The organism is Candidatus Mycolicibacterium alkanivorans, assembly GCF_022760805.1.
Taxonomy (GTDB): domain Bacteria; phylum Actinomycetota; class Actinomycetes; order Mycobacteriales; family Mycobacteriaceae; genus Mycobacterium; species Mycobacterium alkanivorans.
The window spans coordinates 710,336-732,557 of the sequence record NZ_JAIVFL010000001.1 but is presented as its reverse complement, the minus strand read 5'-3'; the positions used below and the strand labels follow the sequence as shown (position 1 = coordinate 732,557).

Below are 22,222 nucleotides of genomic sequence, written 5' to 3'. Positions count from 1 at the left end.
CCGCGCCGGTGCTGTTCCTTCCCCGTTGGATGCGGTTAATGGTGCCTTTGCCGCACAACGATGAAGTAGACGGTTAAGACAGCCACCACCCCGAGTTGGGCCAGGGCGCCGAACACCGCTGATCCGGCTTTGAGAAGTCCCGCAAATGCGGGTCCGCCCGAGCCGTTCAGCGTGTCTGTGATCCGCTGGTGGAGGTGGAAGCGGTCGTTGAGCCGGCCGATCACCGAGGAGTGGTCTTTAGCCTGCTGCAGGTAGTGCGGTGCCTGCTCGACGAATTGGCGTGCCTGTTCGGCAAGCGGGGGAATCGCCGCCGCCACGGACCCGGCGACAAGGGTGAACGTCACCAGCACCACCAGGGTGACCGCGAGCCATCGGGGCAGTTTCCGGTTGACCAGCCACGATGCCGCGGGCTCGAGTCCCAGCGCGAAAAAGAACGCCACACCGATCAACACCAGCACCCCGGACATTGACCCGAGGACCCGCACCGCTCCATAGGTCACGGCCACCCCGGCCGACGCCACCAACCCCACGTAGAACGGAGAGCTTCGATTAATTCGCCGCCCCCGCGGGCCAAGCGGGTGCTCGCCGGAACGCATTTGAGCGGCAAGGTGTTCGGCTTCGGCGATCGGGCCTTCATCTTCGCTGTGAGGTTGACCCACCAGATGGTGATGACCCTGACCGGCAAGGTCGGGTTCAGGCCCGTCACCATGCCCGGTGTCAACCAATTTGCCGTGCCCCCTTATCAGGCGGAAGTGACCTCATACTTCCGCGACGCCCCGGTTATCGGCAACCCCGCCGAAAGCCGGAGTGGGGACCGGCCGTCACTCATCGGCGCGCAGGAGAGGACCGCGCAGGAGAGGACGGAGCCGCTCAAGTCTTCTTCGGCGTCCACCCCGAGGGTGCCAGGTCGGATGCCCGGGAGACCAGTGAGCCGGGTCCGGCAGCAGCACCGCGACCACGGACGTGTGAGGTCTCCCAGGACGCAGCACGATGGTTTCGATTGCGCCACGCGTGGGTGAATGGCTTGATCCGGTCGAGTAATCAGCGGCGATGGCGTGGGCGGCGTTCACGACCGTGTTCGCCGGGCTCAGGCCGCCACTTCCATCAGTACAACGTCGGCATCGCGTTACTCGCCGGAGTCGGGGCGGTGGGGCTGCGCGGGTCGGAGCGGCAACGGCGTCATCCTGCGGTCGCGATCGCGTACGAGGCGGCGGCCGCGCTCGCCGTCGACGAACTGGCGCTGTTGCTGAACCTGGAGGATGTGTACTGGGCCTACGACGGCCGCAAAGGCGTGGATGCGGCGGTCGGCGTCATCGCGGTAGGCGCGACGGTCTTGGCCGGGCTACCGTTCTGACCGCCGTGATGACGCCCATCTGTGCGCCGAGCCAGCACTGTCAACCCCCGACGTCAACGCGCTATCCGGTGATTATTTGGCTCCCCTGACACTTCCGTGGGTGGGTTTTTGGTGTAGGTAGGCGCATGTCGTTGTCGCTTAAGGTTTCTGGCTGAGTAAAGGTCAGGAACCGAAGGAGCGGGCAACGACGTGCGCAATGTGAGGTTATTCCGTGCGTTGCTGGGTGTCGACAAGCGGACGGTGATCGAGGACATCGAGTTCGTCGAGGAGGATGACGGCGCCGAGCTGGTGGTGGCACAGGTGCGCCCATGCAGCGGGGTGTCGCGCCGCTGTGGCCGCTGTGGCCGCAAGGCGCCCTGGTATGACCGGGGTGAGGGTCCGCGCCGGTGGCGGGGGCTGGATTGGGGCACGGTGCAGGTGGTGCTGGAGGCCGAGGCGCCCCGGGTGAACTGCCCCGCCCACGGGCCCACGGTGGTGGCGGTGCCGTGGGCGCGCCACCACGCTGGACATACCTACGCCTTTGATGACACGGTGGCCTGGCTGGCGGTGGCCTGTTCGAAAACAGCGGTGTGCGAACTGATGCGCATCGCCTGGCGCACCGTCGGGGCGATCGTGGCCCGGGTCTGGGCCGACTCCGAAAAGACGGTTGATCGGTTCGCGAACCTACGCCGGATCGGCATCGACGAGATTTCCTATAAGCGCCACCACAAGTACCTCACGGTGGTGGTCGACCACGACAACGGGCATCTGATCTGGGCCGCCCCGGGACGCGACACCGCCACCTTGCGCCGCTTCTTCGACGCTCTCGGCGCCGAACGGGCCGCGCAGATCACCCATGTGTCTGCCGATGCCGCCGACTGGATCGCCGACGTCGTGGCCGAACGCTGCCCCAACGCCATCCGCTGCGCCGATCCCTTTCACGTAGTGGCTTGGGCCACCGAGGCGCTCGATACCGCGAGCGGCGCCGGGCCTGGAACGACGCGCGGCGCTGGCCCGCACCGAGACCAAATGGGGCCGTGGCCGGCCCGCCAAGAACGCCCTGCGCCCCGTCCAGGACATGAGCGGGCCCGCAAGCTCAAAGGCGCCCGCTATGCGCTGTGGAAAACCCCGAAGACCTCACCGAACGCCAAAACCGAAAAGCTGGCTTGGATCGCCAAAACCGACCCCGCCTACATCGCGCCTACTTGCTCAAAGAAGGCCTCCGACACGTGTTTTCGGTCAAAGGCGAAGAAGGCAAGCAGGCCCTGGACCGCTGGATCTCCTGGGCACGGCGCTGCCGGATCCCGGTGTTCGTCGAACTGGCCCGACGCATCATCAAACACCGCGAGGCCATCGACGCCGCCCTCGACCACGGCCTCTCCCAGGGACTGATCGAATCCACCAACACCAAGATCCGGCTGCTGACCCGCGTCGCGTTCGGCTTCCACAACCCCGCCGCGCTGATCGCCCTGGCCATGCTCGCCCTCGGCGGCCACCGCCCCGCACTACCCGGCCGCCGCTAACACCCCACCAAAAGACGCCCCCGGGTATCCCATCCCGATCGTCGCCGATCCTGCGCCACGAGCAACTATCGGGAAAAGGAGAAACCATCCAACCTTTGCCGGCTGCCTACCATCAACCAGCCGTGCCCCACGGATACGTCAGGAGCGCCAACTTTTCAGCTGAATTCGAAGCGTAGGGTTCGGTTGTCCCACCAGGGGACTGGGGTGTCTTGGGGGAGGTCGGCTTTGCGGAGGACGGGGCTGTAGGCGCGGCGGTCGAGGCGGACGGTGATGGTGTCGGCGCTGGTGGTGATGGTGCCGGGGGTTTCGAGGAAGCGGCGTTGCAGCACGTCGGGGGTGACGGTGGCGTAGCCGGGTAGGCGGGCGCGGAGCGCGGCGATGAGGGCTTGGGCGAGCACGCAGAGCATGATGTCGAGGTCGACGTTGAGGTTGACCGCCGAGGACAGCGCGTCGGCGTGGAAGGCCTGGATGATCTCGGCGAGGCGTTGTTCGATGGTCATGCGCCGCGCGTAGTGAGTGATCAGGGTCTTGGCCGGCAGGTCGTGGTCGTTGGTGATGATCACGGTCGGGGCGTCGCGGCCGAGCCCGGTGACGATGAGTTGACGCACGGTGCCGGGGTAGCCGGTCAGTCGGATTCCGGTGGCGTCGTGGACTTTTGGCCGGTTGAACTTTCCGGGCCGGTCCAGGGTGACGGTGGCGAAGTCGGTGTCGGTGAGGGCGTCGATGTGTTTCATCAGGGTGGGTGAGCGCATGCGCAGGGTGAGGAAGGTGACGCCGCGGTTGTCGAGTTCGCCGAGCACGGTGTGGGTGGTGACCTTCTGATCCATGATCAGCATGGCCGGGTCGGTGCCGGAGGCGGTTTTCCAGTGGTCGCAGAACGCGATCACCTCGCGGGCCTGGGTGGATTTGGTGATGTCGGCGTTGGCGTAGATGAGGTTGTGGGTGCCGCTGTCCTGGGCGAAGAAGGTGAGCACGGAGCGGGCGCGTTGGGAGCGGGTGGGCACGTAGTGCTTCTCCAGGGCGGGGTCGTCGCCCCAGTGCATGACGGCGTGGAAGTCCAGGTCGAAGATCGCGTTGTCGGCGGTGGCCAGCCCGCGCTCGATCATCCGGGCGTCGAGGGCGGCCAAAAAGCGGCGCTGGTGGTCGTGTTCGGTGCGGTAGGAGTACTCGGTGAGCGCGGACTTCTTCGGCAGTACCGCCAGCCCGGCGAACAACGCGGCGGCGGGGTCGGAGATCAGCAGGTCGTCGACGTGGGAGACCCGGCGGGTGCGGGTGAGCTTGAGCGCCAGCAGCGACAGCAGCCACGAGGTCGCGGGCACCAGCCGGGTGCCTGGGTAGCCGGCGCGGCGCACCAGCTCGGGCAGCCCGAGTGCGACCAGGTCGGGCACTAGCAGCAGTAATCCGGCCTTGCCGGTTTCGGTGGTGGTGGGCCAGGATTGGAAGTCGATCCGCGCGGTCCGGGGCAGCCGGGTGTCGCGGCCGTGCGTGGCCGGGCTGGTGCTCGCGGCCGGCTGCGGGTGGCGCAGCAGCCGACCGAAGCCTTCCTCGGCGAGGATCTCGCCCACGCTGGTGCGGTTGAGCGGGGTGTGTTCGGCGGCCAGCCGGGCGGAGATCTCGTAGGTGGACAACCCTTCCCGGCGCAGCTCGATCACCCGCCCGCGCACGCGGTCCTTGGCCGGCGCCGACCCCGGCACCCGGCCCGGTTTGCGGGGCGGGGCGAACAGCGTCAGCTTCCCGTTGCGGTAGTCGCGCACCAGGTTGATCATCGCCCACCGGGTGTAACCGAACCGGTCCCCGGCCTCGGCGTGGGACAGCCCGTCGACGAAGAACGCGCGCAGCGCCTCGTAGCGGCGGTGGTTCACCTGCTCCGGCGCGGTGAACGCCGACGCCTCATCGTGTTGTGCTGATTTCGCTGGCACAACCCTGTTCTACCAGTTCCACCTATTGGCGAAGCGAGCACAGCGGGGATCATCGAAAGTGTTGTGCTGCAGCAATTCTCGTGATAGATGGGTGGATCGCTTGACAGGAAATCCGAAGATCACGACACGATAACGATCTGATCAAATCGCAGTGCAGCAGCTATATCGGAGCAACATAACCGAGCGGAGACATGCCCGGATCACACAAATCCCCAGGTCAGCCGCCTGCACCCGCCGCGAGAGATTGCCCCGAATCAGCTACGCGGAAATCCGCGCTAATCACCCCCGGCGGTCAGCCACTAAGGGCGAAGGTCACAAAGCAGGACGACGCCGATGGTCCCCTCTGATGCGTTCGGGTAGTCACAGCCGCGGGACCGTAGAGGACGTGTCGCTATCAGCCGTCACTGATGGCGGCTGCCACCACCGAGCCGGCCCCCGCGGATCATGCGTGTCGTGCCAGAATGACTAGCCGGAAACCATCGAGGTTGGATCTATCTGTCGCACCGCACGGAGAGCAGCCTCTGTGCGACAACTCAATTGACCGGCGACAGTGGCCAAACACTCTGCGCGGATCAGCGAAGCTGTCTTGCTCACGATGAGGGACAATCGCTAGCGTCCAAATCCGAGCACTTGACGGCAGGAGCGTTTACAGCGCCTCGAGACAAGCAGCCTTGCTGGCTGCTCAAATTTCTTGCCTCACAGGTGAAGAGGTATCGACGTTGGCCGTTACGAGTTCGCGCCCTCACCGGTCGGCGGCGATGCCTGCCGCCCGCGCAGCGCTGCTTGACTTAACCGGCGGGCACTTCGTCGGTCCAAACCCTGAAGCTGGTCAATGTGGAGGGGCCGAAGGTATTGCTCAGCGCCACGTCAGCAGCGTCGCGGCCACGCGCGATCAGCACCCTGCCGATGCGCGGCGTGTTGTGCCGCGCGTCGAAGGTATGCCATCGCCCGCCGAGGAACACCTCAAACCAGGCAGAGAAATCCATCGGTTCGTCCACCGGTGGCACACCGATGTCACCGAGATACCCGGTGCAGTAGCGCGCGGGAATGTTCATGCAGCGACAGAAAGCAACAGCAAGGTGGGTGAAATCACGGCAGACCCCGACTCGGTCGGTGAAAGCCTCCAGCGCCGTGCGGGTCTTGCGCGCATGCTGATAGCCGAACGTGACATGTCGGTGCACGAAGTCGCAGATTGCCTGAACTCGGCCCCATCCCGTCGGTGCCTGCCCGAAGAGATTCCACGCCGTCTCAGACAGCCGATCGGTTTCGCAATACCGGCTCCCGAGTAGGAAGACCAGCGTGTCCTCGGGCAGGTCTGGTACCGGGATCTGTTGTGCCTCCGGGACGATGACGTCGGGCAGTCCAGTGTCGTTGACGATGGCATTGGCCATGACGCGGGTGCGGCCCGCGGGTGCAACGATGCGGGTGCACCAGTTGCCGAAGCCGTCGCGATAGGCCGCCATCGGGACCGGCGGGTCGAATACCAGCTCGTCACGGCCGACAAGATCAGACACTCGGGTGAAGTGGACGTTGAGGTTGAAGATCATCGCGGTGGGCTGTGGACAGTCGTAGATCATCTCGAAGCCGACGTGGATTTGCATCAGTTGTTCCCTCTGTCGCCCAGGTGAGGTCGCGCATGGCTGCCGGTGCGGGTGGTGAAAAGTGTTCTCACTTGTGTTATTTGGTGCACGCCGTTATTCATGGCGCGCTCACCTGGCACATGCGGTGCCTAACGAGTCGATTAGCACGCGCCGCAACGCTGCCCAATGCCGGCCCGCGGCCAAGACGATGGCCTGGTTGATTTCCAGTTCGATTCCGACGTAATCGCGCTGCGCGAAGCGCAGCCGCAGGTGCGATGTCAACCCGTCTCCTTTGCCGGCATAGGGGTAATTGCGGCGTACGCGGAGTTCCGGAGCGGATGCGGCGAGCGATTCCTTCCAGCGGGCGCACATCTCGGCCTCCCCGCGCCGGCCGGGGTGGTAGAGCAAACCTACGTCGGCGCTGCGCACCTTGCCGTCTAGCTCCGGGGTGAAGCTGTGTGACGAGATGTGGATCACGCGGTGCCCGCGCGACACCGCTTGCCCGACGAGACGCTCAACCTGCGCGCGGTAGGGCTGGTAATGGCGTTCGACGATCTGCGCCCGGGTCGCTGTCGGGGTGCCGCGTGTCGCGGCCGAAAAGAGTTGTGGGTGACCGATCGAGCGATTGAGGTCGATCAGCAGACGGCTGGTAGTCGACGCCACCAGCGGCGCCCGGCAGGCATCGGCGAGTGCCGTCGCCATGGTTAGCGAACCGGGGTCGTAACCGCGGTGGGAATCCAGCAGCGCCTTACTTTCTCGAAATAGCCGCCGATAGGACGTCGGGATCTGGTTGCCGCCGTGTTCACAGGTGATGATGACACGATCCATCGTCGTGACGACCCGTCACCAGCGTAAGTCGGGTAAATCGCGGAACACCTGCCGCACACCTTCGCCCCACTGTTGACTGAGGGTGGTGAAATAGGGGTCCCCCTCGTCGAATCGCCGCCGCCACTGCACTTCGAGGCTGTCTCTTTCGTAGCAGATCAGGTCGATCGGCATACCCACCGATAGATTGCTGCGCATGGTCGAATCGAACGACACCAGAACACATTTCGTGGCATCTGCAAGGGGCGTGTGTTGCGTCAGCACGCGGTCGAGGATGGGCTTTCCGTACTTGGTTTCACCGGTCTGAAAGAAGGGCGTGTCGATCCCGGCTTCGATGAAATTGCCCTCAGCATAGATCCGGAACAGCCGGATCGGCTCGCCCCGGATCTGCCCACCGACGATGAACGACGCGTTGAAGCGAATGTTGTTCTCGGCCAAGTACCCAGCGTCGCGCTTCTCGATATCACGCATCGCATCCGCGACCAGACTCACAACGTCGAACATGGTCCGGGCACCCAAAAGATTAGCCGCAGAGGCGCCGTCGGCACAACGCTGCGTCAAGACGCTGACGACAGCCTGAGTTCCGGCCAGGTTTCCCGAACTCAGCAGCACAATAACGCGGTCGCCAGCGCGCTCGAATACTGTCATCTTGCAGAACTTGGCGAAGTTGTCCACGCCCGCATTCGTACGGGAGTCCGAGGCGAAAATCATTCCCTCGTCCAACATGACGCCGATGCAATACGTCATGCAATTCGCCTGGTATGCACTCGACTCCCCGTTCGTAACGCCACGTGCTACTGGCAGAGACGCAGGTGAACGATTCCCCATTCCGGATTTGATCCGGCCCCGATGCCGTTGAGATTACCAAGCCTAAACCGCTCGGCCGTGCGTGACGAACCTACGTTTCCTGACTGCTGCAATGGCCGTGCTGTGATTTGTCCGAACACACGGTGCACCAGCTCAGCGCTGGCGTAGTGGGGCAGTTCGCTCCGACCGGCGGACGTACACCACGACGTAACCGGAGAGCGGAACCCGCGTGCCGGCATGATCCCCGAACTGGTTGCACAACGACCCGTCTAGTGAAGTAGCCACTCGACTTCCTCCGCCAGTTTGTGGGCGTGGTGCCGCCGGGGCGGCGATTGCGGTCAGCCGATTATCGGACAGCGGCGCGTGGTGGCGAGCTCGTTGAGCCCTTTCTGCATCACGCAGCGCACGTGCGCGTCGACCTCATCAACGTCGGGATCCTCACCGAACTGCGCGACGATGTCGATCGGCTTGAGCACCCGGGTGACAATCTTGGTGGGCAGCGGCATGTTAACCGGCACAAAGACGCTCAGCCCGAACGGGAACCCGAACGCAACCGGCAAAATATTCGGCCCTCCTGACGTATCCGTGGGGCACGGCTGGTTGATGGTAGGCAGCCGGCAAAGGTTGGATGGTTTCTCCTTTTCCCGATAGTTGCTCGTTGGCGCCGCCCGCGTGGGGAGGTGTCCATGTGGAGCCCCCGAGCGCAGCGAGGCGGAACGACATGGACACCGACGAGCGCGGTGGCGCAGGATCGGCGACGATCGGGATGGGATACCCGGGGGCGTCTTTTGGTGGGGTGTTAGCGGCGGCCGGGTAGTGCGGGGCGGTGGCCGCCGAGGGCGAGCATGGCCAGGGCGATCAGCGCGGCGGGGTTGTGGAAGCCGAACGCGACGCGGGTCAGCAGCCGGATCTTGGTGTTGGTGGATTCGATCAGTCCCTGGGAGAGGCCGTGGTCGAGGGCGGCGTCGATGGCCTCGCGGTGTTTGATGATGCGTCGGGCCAGTTCGACGAACACCGGGATCCGGCAGCGCCGTGCCCAGGAGATCCAGCGGTCCAGGGCCTGCTTGCCTTCTTCGCCTTTGACCGAAAACACGTGTCGGAGGCCTTCTTTGAGCAAGTAGGCGCGATGTAGGCGGGGGTCGGTTTTGGCGATCCAAGCCAGCTTTTCGGTTTGGCGTTCGGTGAGGTCTTCGGGGTTTTCCACAGCGCATAGCGGGCGCCTTTGAGCTTGCGGGCCCGCTCATGTCCTGGACGGGGCGGGGCGTTCTTGGCGGGCCGGCCACGGCCCCATTTGGTCTCGGTGCGGGCCAGCGCCCGCGCGTCGTTCCAGGCCCGGCGCCGCTCGGTATCGAGCGCCTCGGTGGCCCAAGCCACTACGTGAAAGGGATCGGCGCAGCGGATGGCGTTGGGGCAGCGTTCGGCCACGACGTCGGCGATCCAGTCGGCGGCATCGGCAGACACATGGGTGATCTGCGCGGCCCGTTCGGCGCCGAGAGCGTCGAAGAAGCGGCGCAAGGTGGCGGTGTCGCGTCCCGGGGCGGCCCAGATCAGATGCCCGTTGTCGTGGTCGACCACCACCGTGAGGTACTTGTGGTGGCGCTTATAGGAAATCTCGTCGATGCCGATCCGGCGTAGGTTCGCGAACCGATCAACCGTCTTTTCGGAGTCGGCCCAGACCCGGGCCACGATCGCCCCGACGGTGCGCCAGGCGATGCGCATCAGTTCGCACACCGCTGTTTTCGAACAGGCCACCGCCAGCCAGGCCACCGTGTCATCAAAGGCGTAGGTATGTCCAGCGTGGTGGCGCGCCCACGGCACCGCCACCACCGTGGGCCCGTGGGCGGGGCAGTTCACCCGGGGCGCCTCGGCCTCCAGCACCACCTGCACCGTGCCCCAATCCAGCCCCCGCCACCGGCGCGGACCCTCACCCCGGTCATACCAGGGCGCCTTGCGGCCACAGCGGCCACAGCGGCGCGACACCCCGCTGCATGGGCGCACCTGTGCCACCACCAGCTCGGCGCCGTCATCCTCCTCGACGAACTCGATGTCCTCGATCACCGTCCGCTTGTCGACACCCAGCAACGCACGGAATAACCTCACATTGCGCACGTCGTTGCCCGCTCCTTCGGTTCCTGACCTTTACTCAGCCAGAAACCTTAAGCGACAACGACGTGCGCCTACCTACACCAAAAACCCACCCACGGAAGTGTCAGGGGAGCCAAATATTCGTCCGGAAAAACGGCTCTACTGACGTTTCCGTGGGTCGGGTGATGGCCCCGTAGACACCTTCCGTCGGGGCCGCGCGAATGCGCCGGGCAGGTCTCTGACCTGCCCCTCTGCCTGCCATCAGGGCGCACAGAGGCTCTCGGGTCAAGGGTGGCCGAAGGCCATCGCGAAGCGACGCGAAGCGCCCTTGACGCGCGAGGGGTGCGCCCGTAGGCAGCGCGGCCCCGACAACCTCCGCCACAGTGGAATACGCGGGACAGTGCCAATTCGTCACCCACGGATGTGTCACAAGAGCCGGAAAAACCGGTGCTCGAGGTTGTCTAACCGAAGTGCGTGCGCCAACTCGATACCGCGAGACAGGAAGAACTGGGTCTCCTGCCCGCCGATGGACACCGCAGGCACGATCGGAACGCCGGCGGCGATCGCCGTCCGGACGTAGCCGGTGCGGCCCTCGAAGTCGATGACGTTCGCAGACGAGGTCGGCCGGTAGACGTCGTAGTCGCCGCCCGGAAAGACCATGACCACGGCCCCGGCCCGCAGCGCCGCCGCGGCTGGCATGGATGACGTCGATACGCGGCAACAACTGAGCGATCGGGCCGTGAAACACGACGTCATGGGTAAGGAAGTAAATCGGCCGGTCGTAACCCAACTTGTCATAGAAGTCGACAGCGAACACCGGCCCATCTACCTGAAGAAGGCCGCCCGAGTGATTCGACACCACCAGCGCCCCGCCGAGCGGCAACCACCCCAGGCCACGCACTTCCGACCGGAAGTACCACTTAACACGGCCATCCCCATCCCAAACCGGTCCCCGCGTGAGCGCAGGACCTCGACCCTTAATCCGACTCGCGCCCGTAGGATGGCGTGCAGCGTGCTTCGAGCGCAACCGGGTTCATGACCCCACTTCTCGACAAGGCGGTCAACATCATTCATCCGTCTGCAAAGTGTCCTTCGCTGGTTCGCCGTAACGACCGCACGAAACCTCGCATCGCAGTCATGCGATCGCCACCAACGCGCCGCAGGTGTGTGCCACGATCGGCCAGAACACGCCGCCGGTCCGCCTGGCGATGAACGCCAGGTAGAGGCCGAGAAACATGGCGCCGAGGACGTAGGCCAGGACCGGGCCGTGCCGCGACATCACCGGCGCGACGTGCCACAGGCCGAACCAGAGGCTGGGCCACACCACCCGATAGCACGGGAGGTCAACGAAGAACCGCAGGTACACGCCGCGCCACAGCAGCTCCTCGAACAACCCGTTGCCGAACGCCGTCAGGGTCAACAGCAGCAGCACCACCTGACTCGATCGTTGGTAAGTTGCAACGCCCGCAGCGCCCTGACCGAACTGTCGGTCTCCTATGCCTAGCCGGGCGTCCCGCAGAGCACTACCTCCGGGCATGCATTAGCGTCCTCAGTGATGAAGGAGCGGTCGGCACACGACAACCCGGCACCTGCCCGCGCGGAGGCAAATCACCGAAGGGCCGACGCGTTCGCCTGGAGCCTCATCGTCAAATCGAACTGCCAGATTGGCAGATGGCGCAGTACAGGTCAGCCCCGGGCGAGGTACACCAAACGTCAGCCAAACCGCTCAAGCAGACGGATTGAACGCGAATCGCGGTTCGGTTGTCGCGAACGTGACAGGCTAACGGGGATGCTGGCTGCCCTCGGTGATCGATTCCCTCGCGGCACGGAACACACACCGATCCCGCGAGCCTGCAGTCGGTTGTTGGTCATCGGAGCAGCACCTCCGCTTCCACGCACGTCAATGCATCCCACGTCGGGCGTTAATAATACATGTCAACACTGGTAACAGCTGGTCGGCATAGGCTAGGGATGGAGGTCTTCGACCGGATCAGGGAGTCGTGATGCTTGTCATCGTCGGATTGATCATTCTGCTCGTCGCCGTGATTGTCGCGCTCATGGGTGTGCTGGGCAATACGGGGCCCACGCATCCGTTGACCGAGAACTTCTCGGTGTTCGGGTATCACGTCACCGGGTCGACGGGCACGTTGTTCCTTTTCGGGATCGTGATAGGCGCGGTGGCGATGCTGGGATTGAGCGTGCTGCTGGCCGGTGCTCGACGCACTGCGGGACGCGGGCGAGACGCCCGACGCGACCTCGCGAAGTCCCAACGCGAAACGGCGTTTCTCAGCCGTGACCGCGACACCCTGCTCGAACACCAACAGGTCGACGACGCCACCCGCGTACCGGTGAACGCCGCGGTGGCCACGACCCGTCGCACCGGGATTCCCTGGCTCGGCCGCTGGTCGCGCCGTCGACAGCCAACTGACAGCGCGTACTTCGACGCGGTCGACTCTGCCAGCCCGCAGTCGCGCTCTGCGCTTTCCGAAACCGAAACAAATCGTGATGAGCATCGGTAAGGAGCTGGCGCACAAGGCCGAAGCCACCAAAGCCGCCACCAAGAAGTGGTCCGGACGCGCCACCGGCAACACCCGCTTGCGCAGCGAGTGACGCGTCGATCAGGCCACAGCCAACACTAAACAGGCAGGGACCAAAGTCCAGGACGTGTTCAAGCACTGAACAATCAGCATCTAACGCGGATTTCCGCGTAGCTGATTCGGGGCAATCTCTCGCGGCGGGTGCAGGCGGCTGACCTGGGGATTTGTGTGATCCGGGCATGTCTCCGCTCGGTTATGTTGCTCCGATATAGCTGCTGCACTGCGATTTGATCAGATCGTTATCGTGTCGTGATCTGGCTCTACTGACGTTTCCGTGGGTCGGGTGATGGCCCCATAGACACCTTCCGTCGGGGCCGCGCGAATGCGCCGGGCAGGTCTCTGACCTGCCCCTCTGCCTGCCATCAGGGCGCACAGAGGCTCGCGGGTCAAGGGTGGCCGAAGGCCATCGCGAAGCGACGCGAAGCGCCCTTGACGCGCGAGGGGTGCGCCCGTAGGCAGCGCGGCCCCGACAACCTCCGCCACAGTGGAATACGCGGGACAGTGCCAATTCTTGAGTTTCGCAGTTACGCGGCGGCTGCCGCGCAGGCCAGTTCGTAGTCGCGGTATTTGTGTGGATCGGGCTGAGCTGCGGCAACGCCCGTAATTCGGGATGCGACCAGGGTTTTGCGGAGTTTGGCGAGCATGTCTTCGAAGGCGGGCTCGTCTTTGTGGGGGTACCAGGGCTGGACCTCGCGGCGTGCGGCGAGGTCGTCTCGGTGGTATCCGTGCAGCGCGTACCAGACGATGACCAGGCTGTAGACGCAGAAGCCAAGCGGCACGGTGCGTTCCACCGCGCGCCGCAGTCGGTTGCGGGCTTGGCCGATGCCGAGTAGTTGTTTGCCGGCGGCGATGGCGGTCTCTATCGGCCAGCGGTGGGTGTAGCGTTCCACGATGGTCTGCGCGTCGCTGTCGGTGTCGGTGGTGAAGATCGCCAGGACCCTGTCGGCGGCGGGGTCGCGGACCAGGACGGTGCGGCCTGCGGTGTTGCCGAACGCGCCGTACCAGATCGTGTCGCACAGGGCGATCTCGACGGTGTTGGTGTGGCCGTAGCGGGTCAGGGTGACCGGTCGCCAGTCGGCGTGTGCGGCGAGGTCGGCGGGGTGGCCGAGCCGGTTTCCCTTGAGCCGGGGTCGGCCGCGTCGGCCGGTGTGCGGCGGGGCGGGCGCGTAGAGCGCGGCGTTGACCGGCAGCCGGGTGGTGATCGTGGTGTGCTCGACCAGCAGGGCCTTGCCGTGGTAGGCGGCGTCCCCGACGGCGTGCAAGCGGCGGTTCGGAAATGCTTGGGCCAGAAGTGAAATCATCTGCCCTGCCAGCGCCACCGGGGAGGCGGTGCCCTTGCCCCGCCACAACCGCAACAACACCGGCAGGCACACCGGGCGGGTACAGAACCGCAGCGTGACGACGATGCCGACGATCACCCACCGGTTGCCGCGGCCCAGCGCGTTGGGGTCCTGGGCGGAGCCGTCGTGGGTCCAGTACGCGGCGTGCACCTTGGGCCCCCAGCGGCGGAATAGGGTGTCGTCGACGACCACCGTGATCGGTGCCCCATCGGGCAGCAGCCGATCCACGATCAGCCGGGCCAGCACCAGCCCGATCGGGTCGACGTCCCAGGCGTGGTGGGAGAAGAACCGGCACGCCGAGTGGAACGACACCGCCGCAGCCATGCCCGCTCCGGCGAGCATCCCCACCACCGTGCGCCGGGTGGTCCGCGCCGCCAGCCCGGTAGCCAGCAGCGTGAACAACGCGAACGTCGATCCGCGGCGAAACGCGGGCCGAAACAGGTCCAACAGCGAACGCCACGATGCGGGTAGGGTCAGGCCCGGAAGCATCGGCGGAACTCCATCTCGGGGTTGACTTTTCACAACCGCCGATGCTTCGTCATGCTTGCCACCGGATCACGGCGACACGCCGGACAACGCCACAACAGCCCCAGAAATCACAGGTGTCACAGGCGTCAAACTGCGAAACTCAAGCCAATTCGTCACCCACGGATATGTCACAAGAGCCCGTGATCTTCGGATTTCCTGTCAAGCGATCCACCCATCTATCACGAGAATTGCTGCAGCACAACACTTTCGATGATCCCCGCTGTGCTCGCTTCGCCAATAGGTGGAACTGGTAGAACAGGGTTGTGCCAGCGAAATCAGCACAACACTATGAGAGCAGTGGAACCTCAACGGCGTCCTCCGGCGACCGGCTCGCCTGCCCGCATGCGCTTGGACGCTGGTGTTCTCCCGCGAACTGGCCGAGCCGTCATGGAATCTGCTGGCCCGCGAGGTCAGCATGATCATGCTCAATCCTCGCCACCCGGCGGTCACATCCGCCGGAATGTCGCTGAAACCCGCTCCCGCGCACCCGACCACCGTGATCGGCGAGCTCAGCCACCTCCGGCAGCTGAGCAGGTTCGCCGAAGCGACTGGGTTGCCGCCGCACCCGAGTGCCTGGCACGACAGCGATTTACGCCGCCTTATCCGCGGCCTGCGTGAGCAGCGGTCGAGTAGCACCATCAGGCACTACATCGAAACGTTCAAGATGCTGCACCAATACGGCCCGGCGCTCACCAGCCGAGGACTTCGCAGCGACCCATGGGCAGGCACGAGCGCCCGCGCGGCGGCACAAACCTCGACGGCGGCGGTCGTCTCCACTCCGGTGATCCCGCCCGAGCAGTGGTTCCCGCTGATTCGCGCGGCATGGACCTACGTCCACACCTTCGCCCCGGACATCCTGCGCGCCCAACTGCGCTACCGCGACCTACTCGCCCAAACGACGGCCATGACAGCCGACCGCGACACCCGCCTGGACCGTTGGCTCGCTGATACCACCAATCCCATCCCTGTCCACGCCGACGGCCACGGCCACGGCCACGGCGAGGTGAACTGGAACCTGCTGACGTTGATGCTCGGCTGGAAAACCACCTGCGCAGCAACACTTTTCGGCCGAAAACGGACGGCGAACCTTCACCGCATCGCCCGCGTCGAGCACGCGGTCGCCGCCGGGCACCCCACCACAACCGGTGTCATCGATGACCTCACCCAGATCGAGCACCACGCAGGCACACACGCTGCCTGGCACCCTGGACTGGCACCACGCGCAATCGGACTGGAACTGCGCATGCTGCGCAATGCCTGCTACACCCTGGTCGTCGGGCTCTCACTGATGCGTGACTCCGAAGTCCACGAGATCGCAGCCGGGTCGATCGTCGACTACTACGGCACCCCCGCCATCAAATCCACCAAGGGCAAACACGACCCGAACCTGCCGGTCAAACACTGGTGGATCACCGAACCGGTCGCCGAGGCCATCGCCGTCGCCGTCGCCGAGCAGCTATCAGAACACCACGACCAGCTCTTCCCGCCTCTGCAGCGCAAATCCGCCGACGTCTCCCGCAGCCATCAGATGCTCGACGCCTTCATCAACCACATCAACACGACCACAGCCCTAACCTCGATTTTGCGTGCGAATTGGTCGGAGTGCGGTTCGGGGTCGGCTGGGGCTGTTCGGGCGCGGTTTCGGTGGGTGGGTGTGACGGTTTGGCCGGTGTCGCTCGGTGTGGCGGGCTTTCCAGGGCCGGTGGGTCTTTCGGGTCGTGGTGGACGGGTGGTGCGGTGGTCAACCGAAGGCGGTGCGCAGGCGCTGCCATGCGGTGGCGATGGCGTGGGCCCAGCGCCATGTGGCGTCGATGCGCAGGTGGGTGCGTCGGGCGGCGCGGGTGATGCGGGCGGCGACGTGCAGGACGCGGTAGCGGAAGGTGTCGATCTCGCAGCCGGCGATGTCGGGCTGGTCGGCGAAGCCGATGAGTTTGGTCCAGGCCACGAGATCGGTTGCGGTGAGGATGATTTCGAGCCAGGCAGCGTTGGCATCGAAGCCGTGGCAGGGCAGGTTGCGCAGCCCGGTGGTTTTGGCCTCGCGGATGCGGTCCTCGACGCGGGCGTGTTGGCGATGCCGCAGCTCCAGGCCGGCGAGTTGCCCGTCGACGACGCCGTTGGGTGTGTCGGTGATGAAGGCGGTGACCCGCATCCCGTCGGCGTCGGTGAACCGCAGCTGCGCGCCGGGGTGGGGGCGTTCCCTGCGCAGGATCAGCCGGGTGCCCTCGGGCCAGCTGCTCATCTCGACCAGGCCGGTGGCCTCGGCGACCCAGGCGCCGTCGCGGATCGCGCCGCTGGAGTCGATCGCCGGATACCAGGCCTCGGCGAGGTTGAGGGTGTCGACCGCGTCGCGCACGCGGGCGTCGACGGCGAACCCGAACGAGAACCCCACCCCTTGCCTGCGGCATTCGGCGGCGAACTTGTGCGTGGCACCGGCGGAATCCGACCGCACCAGGATCTTGTGGGCGGTGGGATCGTGCGGGTCGGGTCGGTAGGCGGCCGGCAGCGATTCCAGCGCCCAGCCCAACACGGTGATGTGATCGGCGGCGGTGTTGCTGCCGGCGTTGCCCGCTCGCAGCAGCCCGGCCAGCGCTTCGCCGCCGGCGACCTCGGGGCGGTCCAGGAACGCCAGCAGCGGGTGGTGACCGTAGGTCTTCTTCCAGGTCGCGGCCGCGTTCTCCTTGTTGTCGGAATGGTCGATGGTGATGGTGGCGTCGAGGTCGATGTGCAGCCACCTGCCAGCGGCCGGCGCAGCCCCGGCAGCCCACGCCGCCGCCCGCGCATCGCAGCGCGCCGCCCGGATCGCCGGCAGGTGCGCGGCGTCGATCCGCTCGTCGACCAGCCGCCACATCGTGGTCGTCGAGGCGGCCGGACCGAACACGTGCTCACGGTCCCCGCACAACTGCCCGACCCCGTCGATGCAGGTCGCGCCGTCAGCGACCGCCGCGGCGAGATCGGCGAACACCGCCCCCGGCGGGTAGATCCACGGGCCCCGATAGGTGTCGGCCAACGCCGCGGTGACCCCCGCCGACAGCCCGGACAGATCCGCCAGTTCCCGCAGCATCCCCACCCCGGCGTGAGACACGACGCCATGACCATCCGCGGACACTTTCACTCGGGAAACCGCTGCGCTACTCTTCACCTGCGAAGTGCCTTCCAGCCAGGCTAATGGAACCGTTAAGAAGTCCTATTATTCCTTGCAGGACAGGCACTTTCGCGTATCAACACACTCCACCCGGGGCATTGCGCGAAAAATCGAGGCTAACCGGCCTGCAGCCGATCCCGGCAGGCAAAACCCGACCCCACATGTTCCGGCGGACCATGGCGATGCTGACCGACCAATTCCCCGGCAGCGAGATAGCGCTGGGCATCCAGCTCAAACACATCGCCTCCCGGGCACTGGCCAACCGATCGACCCAGGGCTACGCCAACGCCGACAACTCCTGGGCCGACCACCTGGAATCCGCGATCGACGCCGCCCGATTCCGCCGAATCGAGGACCTCTACCACGCGCACAAGGCCGGCGAACCGATCGGCTACGGCCCCGGCTCCGACCGAATCGCCCAGACCTTCACCGACATCCAGCACGCAGTCCAAGCACGCGGTGGCGACGCAACTGTCGAACGAACCATGCTCCGCAAAGCTCGCCTGTCCATCCGGTTCGGCACCCTCAACCACTGCGCCATGGACGAAAACAACCCGGTCGGCGCCGCCTGCCTGGACAGCACCGTCATCCCCGAAGGCCACAAAGGACCACTCCAAGACCGATGCCGACCCGACCGCTGCGTCAACAGCGTCATCGGCCCCGAACACCTACCCATCTGGGCGACACAGCGACGAACCCTGCTCACCCTCATCAACACGCCAACCCTGCCGACCTGCCGCAAAGACGTCCTGCAACGCGAACTTGGCGAGGTCGACGCCGTCTTGAGCAAAGCCCCCGAGGAGCCGCAGTGACCAACAGCCCCGATACTGCCACCGAACCTCAGTCTGACCACGCATTGTCTGACCGCACCGCCAAACGCCTGCGCGACGCCATGGATCGACTGCTGGCCGGGTGCCCGCAACGCACCGACGGACGGCTGATCAAGGACAACCTCTGGAAAGAAGCCGACGTCAGCCGCGCCACCATGAACCGGGCCACCCAGATCATGGCCGACTGGGACACCCGAGTCGCGGCCTGCGACAGCTTCACGCCCCGCGAAGCCCGCAAGAACGACGAACTCACCGTCATACGAGCCGACCTCGCCGCCAAAACCCGAGAATGCACCAAGTTGGCACAGCAACTCGATGCCGCGGCCACCGTGATTGCCGCACTCCACCACGACAACACCCTGCTGCGTCAAGAACTCGGCCAGCACGGCGACATCATTGCCCTCAATACGCACCGAACCAGCTGACGCCCATCCCGGCGACAACGCACCGATCCATGCTCAGATCAGACGAATTCCCATGTCTCATGAGACATACGGATTCTGGAGAACATCCCACTTGAGAACCTACAAACCGTGTAGGTTGTCACCTTCCGTGTCATGTGGCGACGATCTGACCTGGGCTTCTCCCATCTATCTCACGACGAGTGCACCACGGTTTGTCTCACAAAACGCTTCGTTTCCTACGACGGCTGCTGGTCGCGCGGCCTAGGCTGACCCTGTTGGACGGCCTGCCGGTCCTCTCGAGCGGTCTGGCTTAGCATGACCTGTCATGCCGAGCGAATCCGGCGCCGCGAGCGACCCCGGCGCCCCGGCCGAGCACGCCGCCCGCAACCGGGCGATGTGGGATGACTACAGCGATGAATACCAGGCCCGCCACGGTGAGGACCTGGCCGAAAGCGGCGGGCTCGCCTGGGGGACGGCCCGGATCCCTGAATCCGAGTTGCGCGTCCTCGGCGACTTTATTGGTCGCGACATCCTGGAGTTCGGTTGCGGCGCCGCTCAATGGTCGATCGCGCTGGCCAGGTTGGGCGCCCACCCGGTTGGGCTGGACCTGTCGCGACGTCAGCTCGAGCACGCCCGCCGGCTGATGGCCGAGGCAGGCGTCGACTTCCCGCTCGTCCATGCCAGCGCCGAGGCGGTGCCGCTCCCGGCCGCCAGCTTCGACGTGGTGTTCTGCGACCACGGGGCGATGAGCTTCGCCGACCCGTACCGGACGGTGCCGGAGGTGGCGCGCCTTCTCCGGCCGGGCGGGCTGTTCGCGTTCAATCACCACTCACCGATCGAAACGATCTGCTGGCCGCTTGATGCCGAGGAGGTCGGCGAGCGGCTGGCGCTCGACTACTTCGGCATGCATGTCATCGATGATGGGGAGGAAGTATCGTTCCAGCTGCCGTTCGGAGAATGGATCCGGTTGTTCCGCGCCAACGAATTCGTGATCGAAGACCTGATCGAGCCGCGGCCCGCGCCGAACGCGATCAGCTCCTACCGGTCGGCCGCGGCTTTGGCCTGGGCTCGACGCTGGCCGGCCGAGACGATCTGGCGGCTACGCCGGGCGTGAACCGGCCCGTGATCTCCAGCGCCAACGCTCGGACAACAGGATGTCCCTGCGACGGCCCGACAACGTCGCCTCAGCGGATCGTCCGCTACCAGACACTCCTTCACGGTCTCACCTCACAGAACAACCCAGCGCATGCAAGGCCAGCGTGGCTCACTTCGCTGCACAGATTCAGTGACCGTTCCGGGACATCTCCGGCATCCGCCGACCTGTTGTCTTCCCGGTTGTCTCACGGCGATTCCGACCCGGTTTGTCTCACGCATCACTTCATTTCCTTAGACTCCGACACACGGCCTCAGCCTTGCGGAGCGCCTTCGGACCGGCCCGACCGCCTCGATCAGGTTGTGCCTCTTCTCAGGTCACCCGGTTGGCGGTACGCCCATCATGGTGACGACAATGCAGGTCAACGTTTCGACCCACGAGTCCTTGTGCTATCACCTCCGAGGTGTCGTTCTCGAGCCGTCGGCCATCGACGCTCATGCTTGTAGGCCGAATACCGCGAGTCTGGTAGTACAGCACCGCGGCGGCGACGACGACCTCGACCGCCGCGAACGCGGTGGCCAGGGTCATCACCGTCGAATGGTGTGCCGACTCAGCCGCGATGACACCGCCGCCGCCGTGGTGATGCGCGGCTGATGCCGGGGTGTGGATGGCGATCATCGCGAGGTTCATCAACGTGACCAGGACCCAGGCTCGCAACGTGCCGCGAGCCCATAGGTCACGGGCGCAGAACAGACACGCGGCGAGCATCACCACCATCAGCGCCGTGGCCGCGATGTTCGTCGCGTGGACAAGCGAAATCCCGTGCAGCACAGCCGAACACGCCGCGAGCAACGCACACGCTCGCCGCCCGAGGGCACCAACGCGATCGATCAACTGCCCTCGCGGCCCTTCGCGTCTGTGCGCACCAGTTCCTGGGCGGCAGCCGCTCGCACCTTCCAGCGGTCAGCTTGCTGGAGTTGCTTCTGCTCGCTCGCGCTCGTTGGCCGCTACCTGCGCTGGGCCCGAGGTGGGCGCACTCATGCAACACGTGTCCACCTTAGGACCGGCTTGCCGGTCGAACAGATTCTGGCACCTGTTCATCATTTCGTGGCACTTGTTCATGCCGCGCTCCTGTATCGCCGGCCCGAAGCGCCGGAGTGCGGCAAGCGTGTTGAGAGGCACTCGAAATGACGACCACTGCAAGGCAATTCGTCATCGAAACTGACGAAGAACCCTGGCTGTTCGTTGCGGTCGTGTGCACCATCAGCGTGGCGATGATCCTGGGGGCCCGCGAAGGGCGGCCACTTCCATCCGTCGGCGGCACGGTCCGAATGGTGCCCCGGGATGACATGGCCTCGCTCTATTCGAACGCCGCCATGAGCTCCCCGGAGTGGTTGACAATCAGGGAGATGTGTCCGTCGTGGGGATAGTAGGTGGCTTCGCAGTGCGGTAGCTCATCGGCGATCGCGTGGGCTGCGCTGACCGGTATCGCGCGGTCAAGCTCGCCGTGCCACAGATATATCCGCGGCAATCCGATTTGGCGCATTGTGAAACCCCAAGGGCGTCCGAATAGCGTGCCTTCGTGGGCGGGGCCGCGTGCGCCTTGCCGGAACGCCTCGGCGAGTGTGGCCGCCATGAGCTCAGCGACACCGGGTTGATCGAGGGCCTGCCGATCCGGCTCGACCCAGCGGTGCGCGAAGCGCCGCAGCCATCGCTGTCCACGCTTGGCGTCGGCGAACAGGCCCCGCGTGAGGGGGGTCGCGACCCAGGGCATCGTCCTGGCCAGAAGGGCCATGGTGGGGTTGAGGTGGCCAACCGTCGACACCAGTCCGCAGGCGTTGAGACGGCCCGGGATCCGGTACGCGCACGCCGCGGCATGGGGGCCGCCGCCGGAGACCCCGACGACCGAGAACCTGTCAATACCGAGCCGGTCGGCAAGTTCGGCCACATCGGTGGGCCAGTCCAGCAGCTGGCGTCGGGGCTGATAGCTCGATAGCCCCATGCCCGGGCGATCCACACCAAGCAGGCGGATGCCGCCGTCCTCGGCGGCTGGAGCCAACAACTCTGCCTCAAGTCGAGAACCGGGATGGCCATGGAAGTACAACAACGCCCGCCCGTCTCGGTCGCCGTACTCGACGTATCCGATCGTTCGCCCGTCCGCGAGTCGAATCACATCGCCGATATCGGCACCACCATCTGGCTTCATGTCTGTGCAG

At 65.4% G+C, this 22,222-nt stretch carries 16 protein-coding genes and 4 pseudogenes; 6 read left to right on the top strand and 14 right to left on the bottom strand.

Annotated features, from left to right (window positions below):
- Window positions 1-35: 35 nt before the first annotated feature.
- Window positions 36-521, bottom strand: a complete 486-nt coding sequence (locus K9U37_RS03655) for an AI-2E family transporter (protein WP_243070564.1) — start codon at window positions 519-521, stop codon at window positions 36-38.
- Between the two features lie 626 nt (window positions 522-1,147).
- Between K9U37_RS03655 and K9U37_RS03650 the strand changes: the two genes are divergently transcribed.
- Together K9U37_RS03650 and K9U37_RS03645 are read left to right on the top strand one after the other, a co-directional pair.
- Window positions 1,148-1,354: a hypothetical protein gene (locus K9U37_RS03650; protein ID WP_243070563.1), complete on the top strand. Its 207-nt coding sequence runs from the start codon at window positions 1,148-1,150 to the stop codon at window positions 1,352-1,354.
- A gap of 189 nt (window positions 1,355-1,543) precedes the next feature.
- A pseudogene (locus K9U37_RS03645) lies at window positions 1,544-2,856 on the top strand (ISL3 family transposase).
- Between the two features lie 155 nt (window positions 2,857-3,011).
- On the opposite strand, the gene K9U37_RS03635 reads toward K9U37_RS03645, so the two are convergent.
- The 8 genes and pseudogenes from K9U37_RS03635 to K9U37_RS03600 form a co-directional block, all read right to left on the bottom strand.
- Window positions 3,012-4,775, bottom strand: coding sequence for a transposase (locus K9U37_RS03635; protein WP_243070561.1), 1,764 nt, complete (start codon window positions 4,773-4,775; stop codon window positions 3,012-3,014).
- 788 nt (window positions 4,776-5,563) lie between these two features.
- Window positions 5,564-6,376 carry a transglutaminase-like domain-containing protein gene (locus K9U37_RS03630; RefSeq protein WP_243070560.1) on the bottom strand — a complete coding sequence of 271 codons (813 nt, stop codon included), beginning with the start codon at window positions 6,374-6,376 and terminating at the stop codon, window positions 5,564-5,566.
- A 108-nt stretch (window positions 6,377-6,484) separates the two neighbouring features.
- The gene (locus tag K9U37_RS03625; RefSeq protein WP_243070559.1) at window positions 6,485-7,183 is read right to left on the bottom strand and encodes an N-formylglutamate amidohydrolase; all 699 of its coding nucleotides are present in this window, start codon (window positions 7,181-7,183) and stop codon (window positions 6,485-6,487) included.
- Between the two features lie 15 nt (window positions 7,184-7,198).
- Complete coding sequence (locus tag K9U37_RS03620; RefSeq protein WP_243070558.1) at window positions 7,199-7,855, bottom strand: proteasome-type protease; 657 nt, start codon at window positions 7,853-7,855, stop codon at window positions 7,199-7,201.
- Between the two features lie 470 nt (window positions 7,856-8,325).
- Window positions 8,326-8,550 (bottom strand): annotated as a pseudogene (locus K9U37_RS03615) (glycerol acyltransferase); the annotation flags it as partial.
- Between the two features lie 236 nt (window positions 8,551-8,786).
- A pseudogene (locus tag K9U37_RS03610) lies at window positions 8,787-10,096 on the bottom strand (ISL3 family transposase).
- A gap of 429 nt (window positions 10,097-10,525) precedes the next feature.
- Window positions 10,526-11,054, bottom strand: a pseudogene (locus K9U37_RS03605) (1-acyl-sn-glycerol-3-phosphate acyltransferase); the annotation flags it as partial.
- A 153-nt stretch (window positions 11,055-11,207) separates the two neighbouring features.
- Window positions 11,208-11,507, bottom strand: coding sequence for a CPBP family glutamic-type intramembrane protease (locus K9U37_RS03600; RefSeq protein WP_243070557.1), 300 nt, complete (start codon window positions 11,505-11,507; stop codon window positions 11,208-11,210).
- Window positions 11,508-12,075: 568 nt separating this feature from the next.
- On the opposite strand from K9U37_RS03600, the gene K9U37_RS03595 reads away from it, so the two are divergent.
- Window positions 12,076-12,591: a hypothetical protein gene (locus K9U37_RS03595; RefSeq protein WP_243070556.1), complete on the top strand. Its 516-nt coding sequence runs from the start codon at window positions 12,076-12,078 to the stop codon at window positions 12,589-12,591.
- Window positions 12,592-13,193: 602 nt separating this feature from the next.
- Here K9U37_RS03595 and K9U37_RS03585 read toward each other — a convergent pair.
- The 3 genes from K9U37_RS03585 to K9U37_RS03575 form a co-directional block, all read right to left on the bottom strand.
- Window positions 13,194-14,498 (bottom strand): IS701 family transposase, encoded by a 1,305-nt coding sequence (locus K9U37_RS03585; RefSeq protein ID WP_243070555.1) that lies wholly within the window; start codon window positions 14,496-14,498, stop codon window positions 13,194-13,196.
- 922 nt (window positions 14,499-15,420) lie between these two features.
- Window positions 15,421-15,717 (bottom strand): hypothetical protein, encoded by a 297-nt coding sequence (locus K9U37_RS03580; protein ID WP_243070554.1) that lies wholly within the window; start codon window positions 15,715-15,717, stop codon window positions 15,421-15,423.
- Between the two features lie 561 nt (window positions 15,718-16,278).
- Entirely contained in the window at window positions 16,279-17,676 is a 1,398-nt protein-coding gene (locus K9U37_RS03575) for an IS1380 family transposase (RefSeq protein ID WP_243069986.1), read from the bottom strand.
- 164 nt (window positions 17,677-17,840) lie between these two features.
- Here K9U37_RS03575 and K9U37_RS03570 point away from each other — a divergent pair, with 164 nt between their 5' ends.
- The 3 genes from K9U37_RS03570 (at window position 17,841) to K9U37_RS03560 (ending at window position 20,027) form a co-directional block, all read left to right on the top strand.
- Entirely contained in the window at window positions 17,841-18,491 is a 651-nt protein-coding gene (locus K9U37_RS03570) for a hypothetical protein (RefSeq protein WP_243070553.1), read from the top strand.
- Window positions 18,488-18,934 (top strand): hypothetical protein, encoded by a 447-nt coding sequence (locus K9U37_RS03565; protein WP_243070552.1) that lies wholly within the window; start codon window positions 18,488-18,490, stop codon window positions 18,932-18,934. The genes K9U37_RS03570 and K9U37_RS03565 overlap by 4 nt, the downstream gene beginning before the upstream one ends.
- 304 nt (window positions 18,935-19,238) lie before the next feature.
- Entirely contained in the window at window positions 19,239-20,027 is a 789-nt protein-coding gene (locus K9U37_RS03560; protein WP_243070551.1) for a class I SAM-dependent methyltransferase, read from the top strand.
- 351 nt (window positions 20,028-20,378) lie between these two features.
- On the opposite strand, the gene K9U37_RS03555 is transcribed toward K9U37_RS03560, so the two are convergent.
- Together K9U37_RS03555 and K9U37_RS03550 are read right to left on the bottom strand one after the other, a co-directional pair.
- Window positions 20,379-20,837 carry a hypothetical protein gene (locus K9U37_RS03555; protein WP_308197326.1) on the bottom strand — a complete coding sequence of 153 codons (459 nt, stop codon included), beginning with the start codon at window positions 20,835-20,837 and terminating at the stop codon, window positions 20,379-20,381.
- A 529-nt stretch (window positions 20,838-21,366) separates the two neighbouring features.
- Window positions 21,367-22,212, bottom strand: a complete 846-nt coding sequence (locus K9U37_RS03550) for an alpha/beta fold hydrolase (RefSeq protein ID WP_272888009.1) — start codon at window positions 22,210-22,212, stop codon at window positions 21,367-21,369.
- Between the last annotated feature and the right edge of the window lie 10 nt (window positions 22,213-22,222).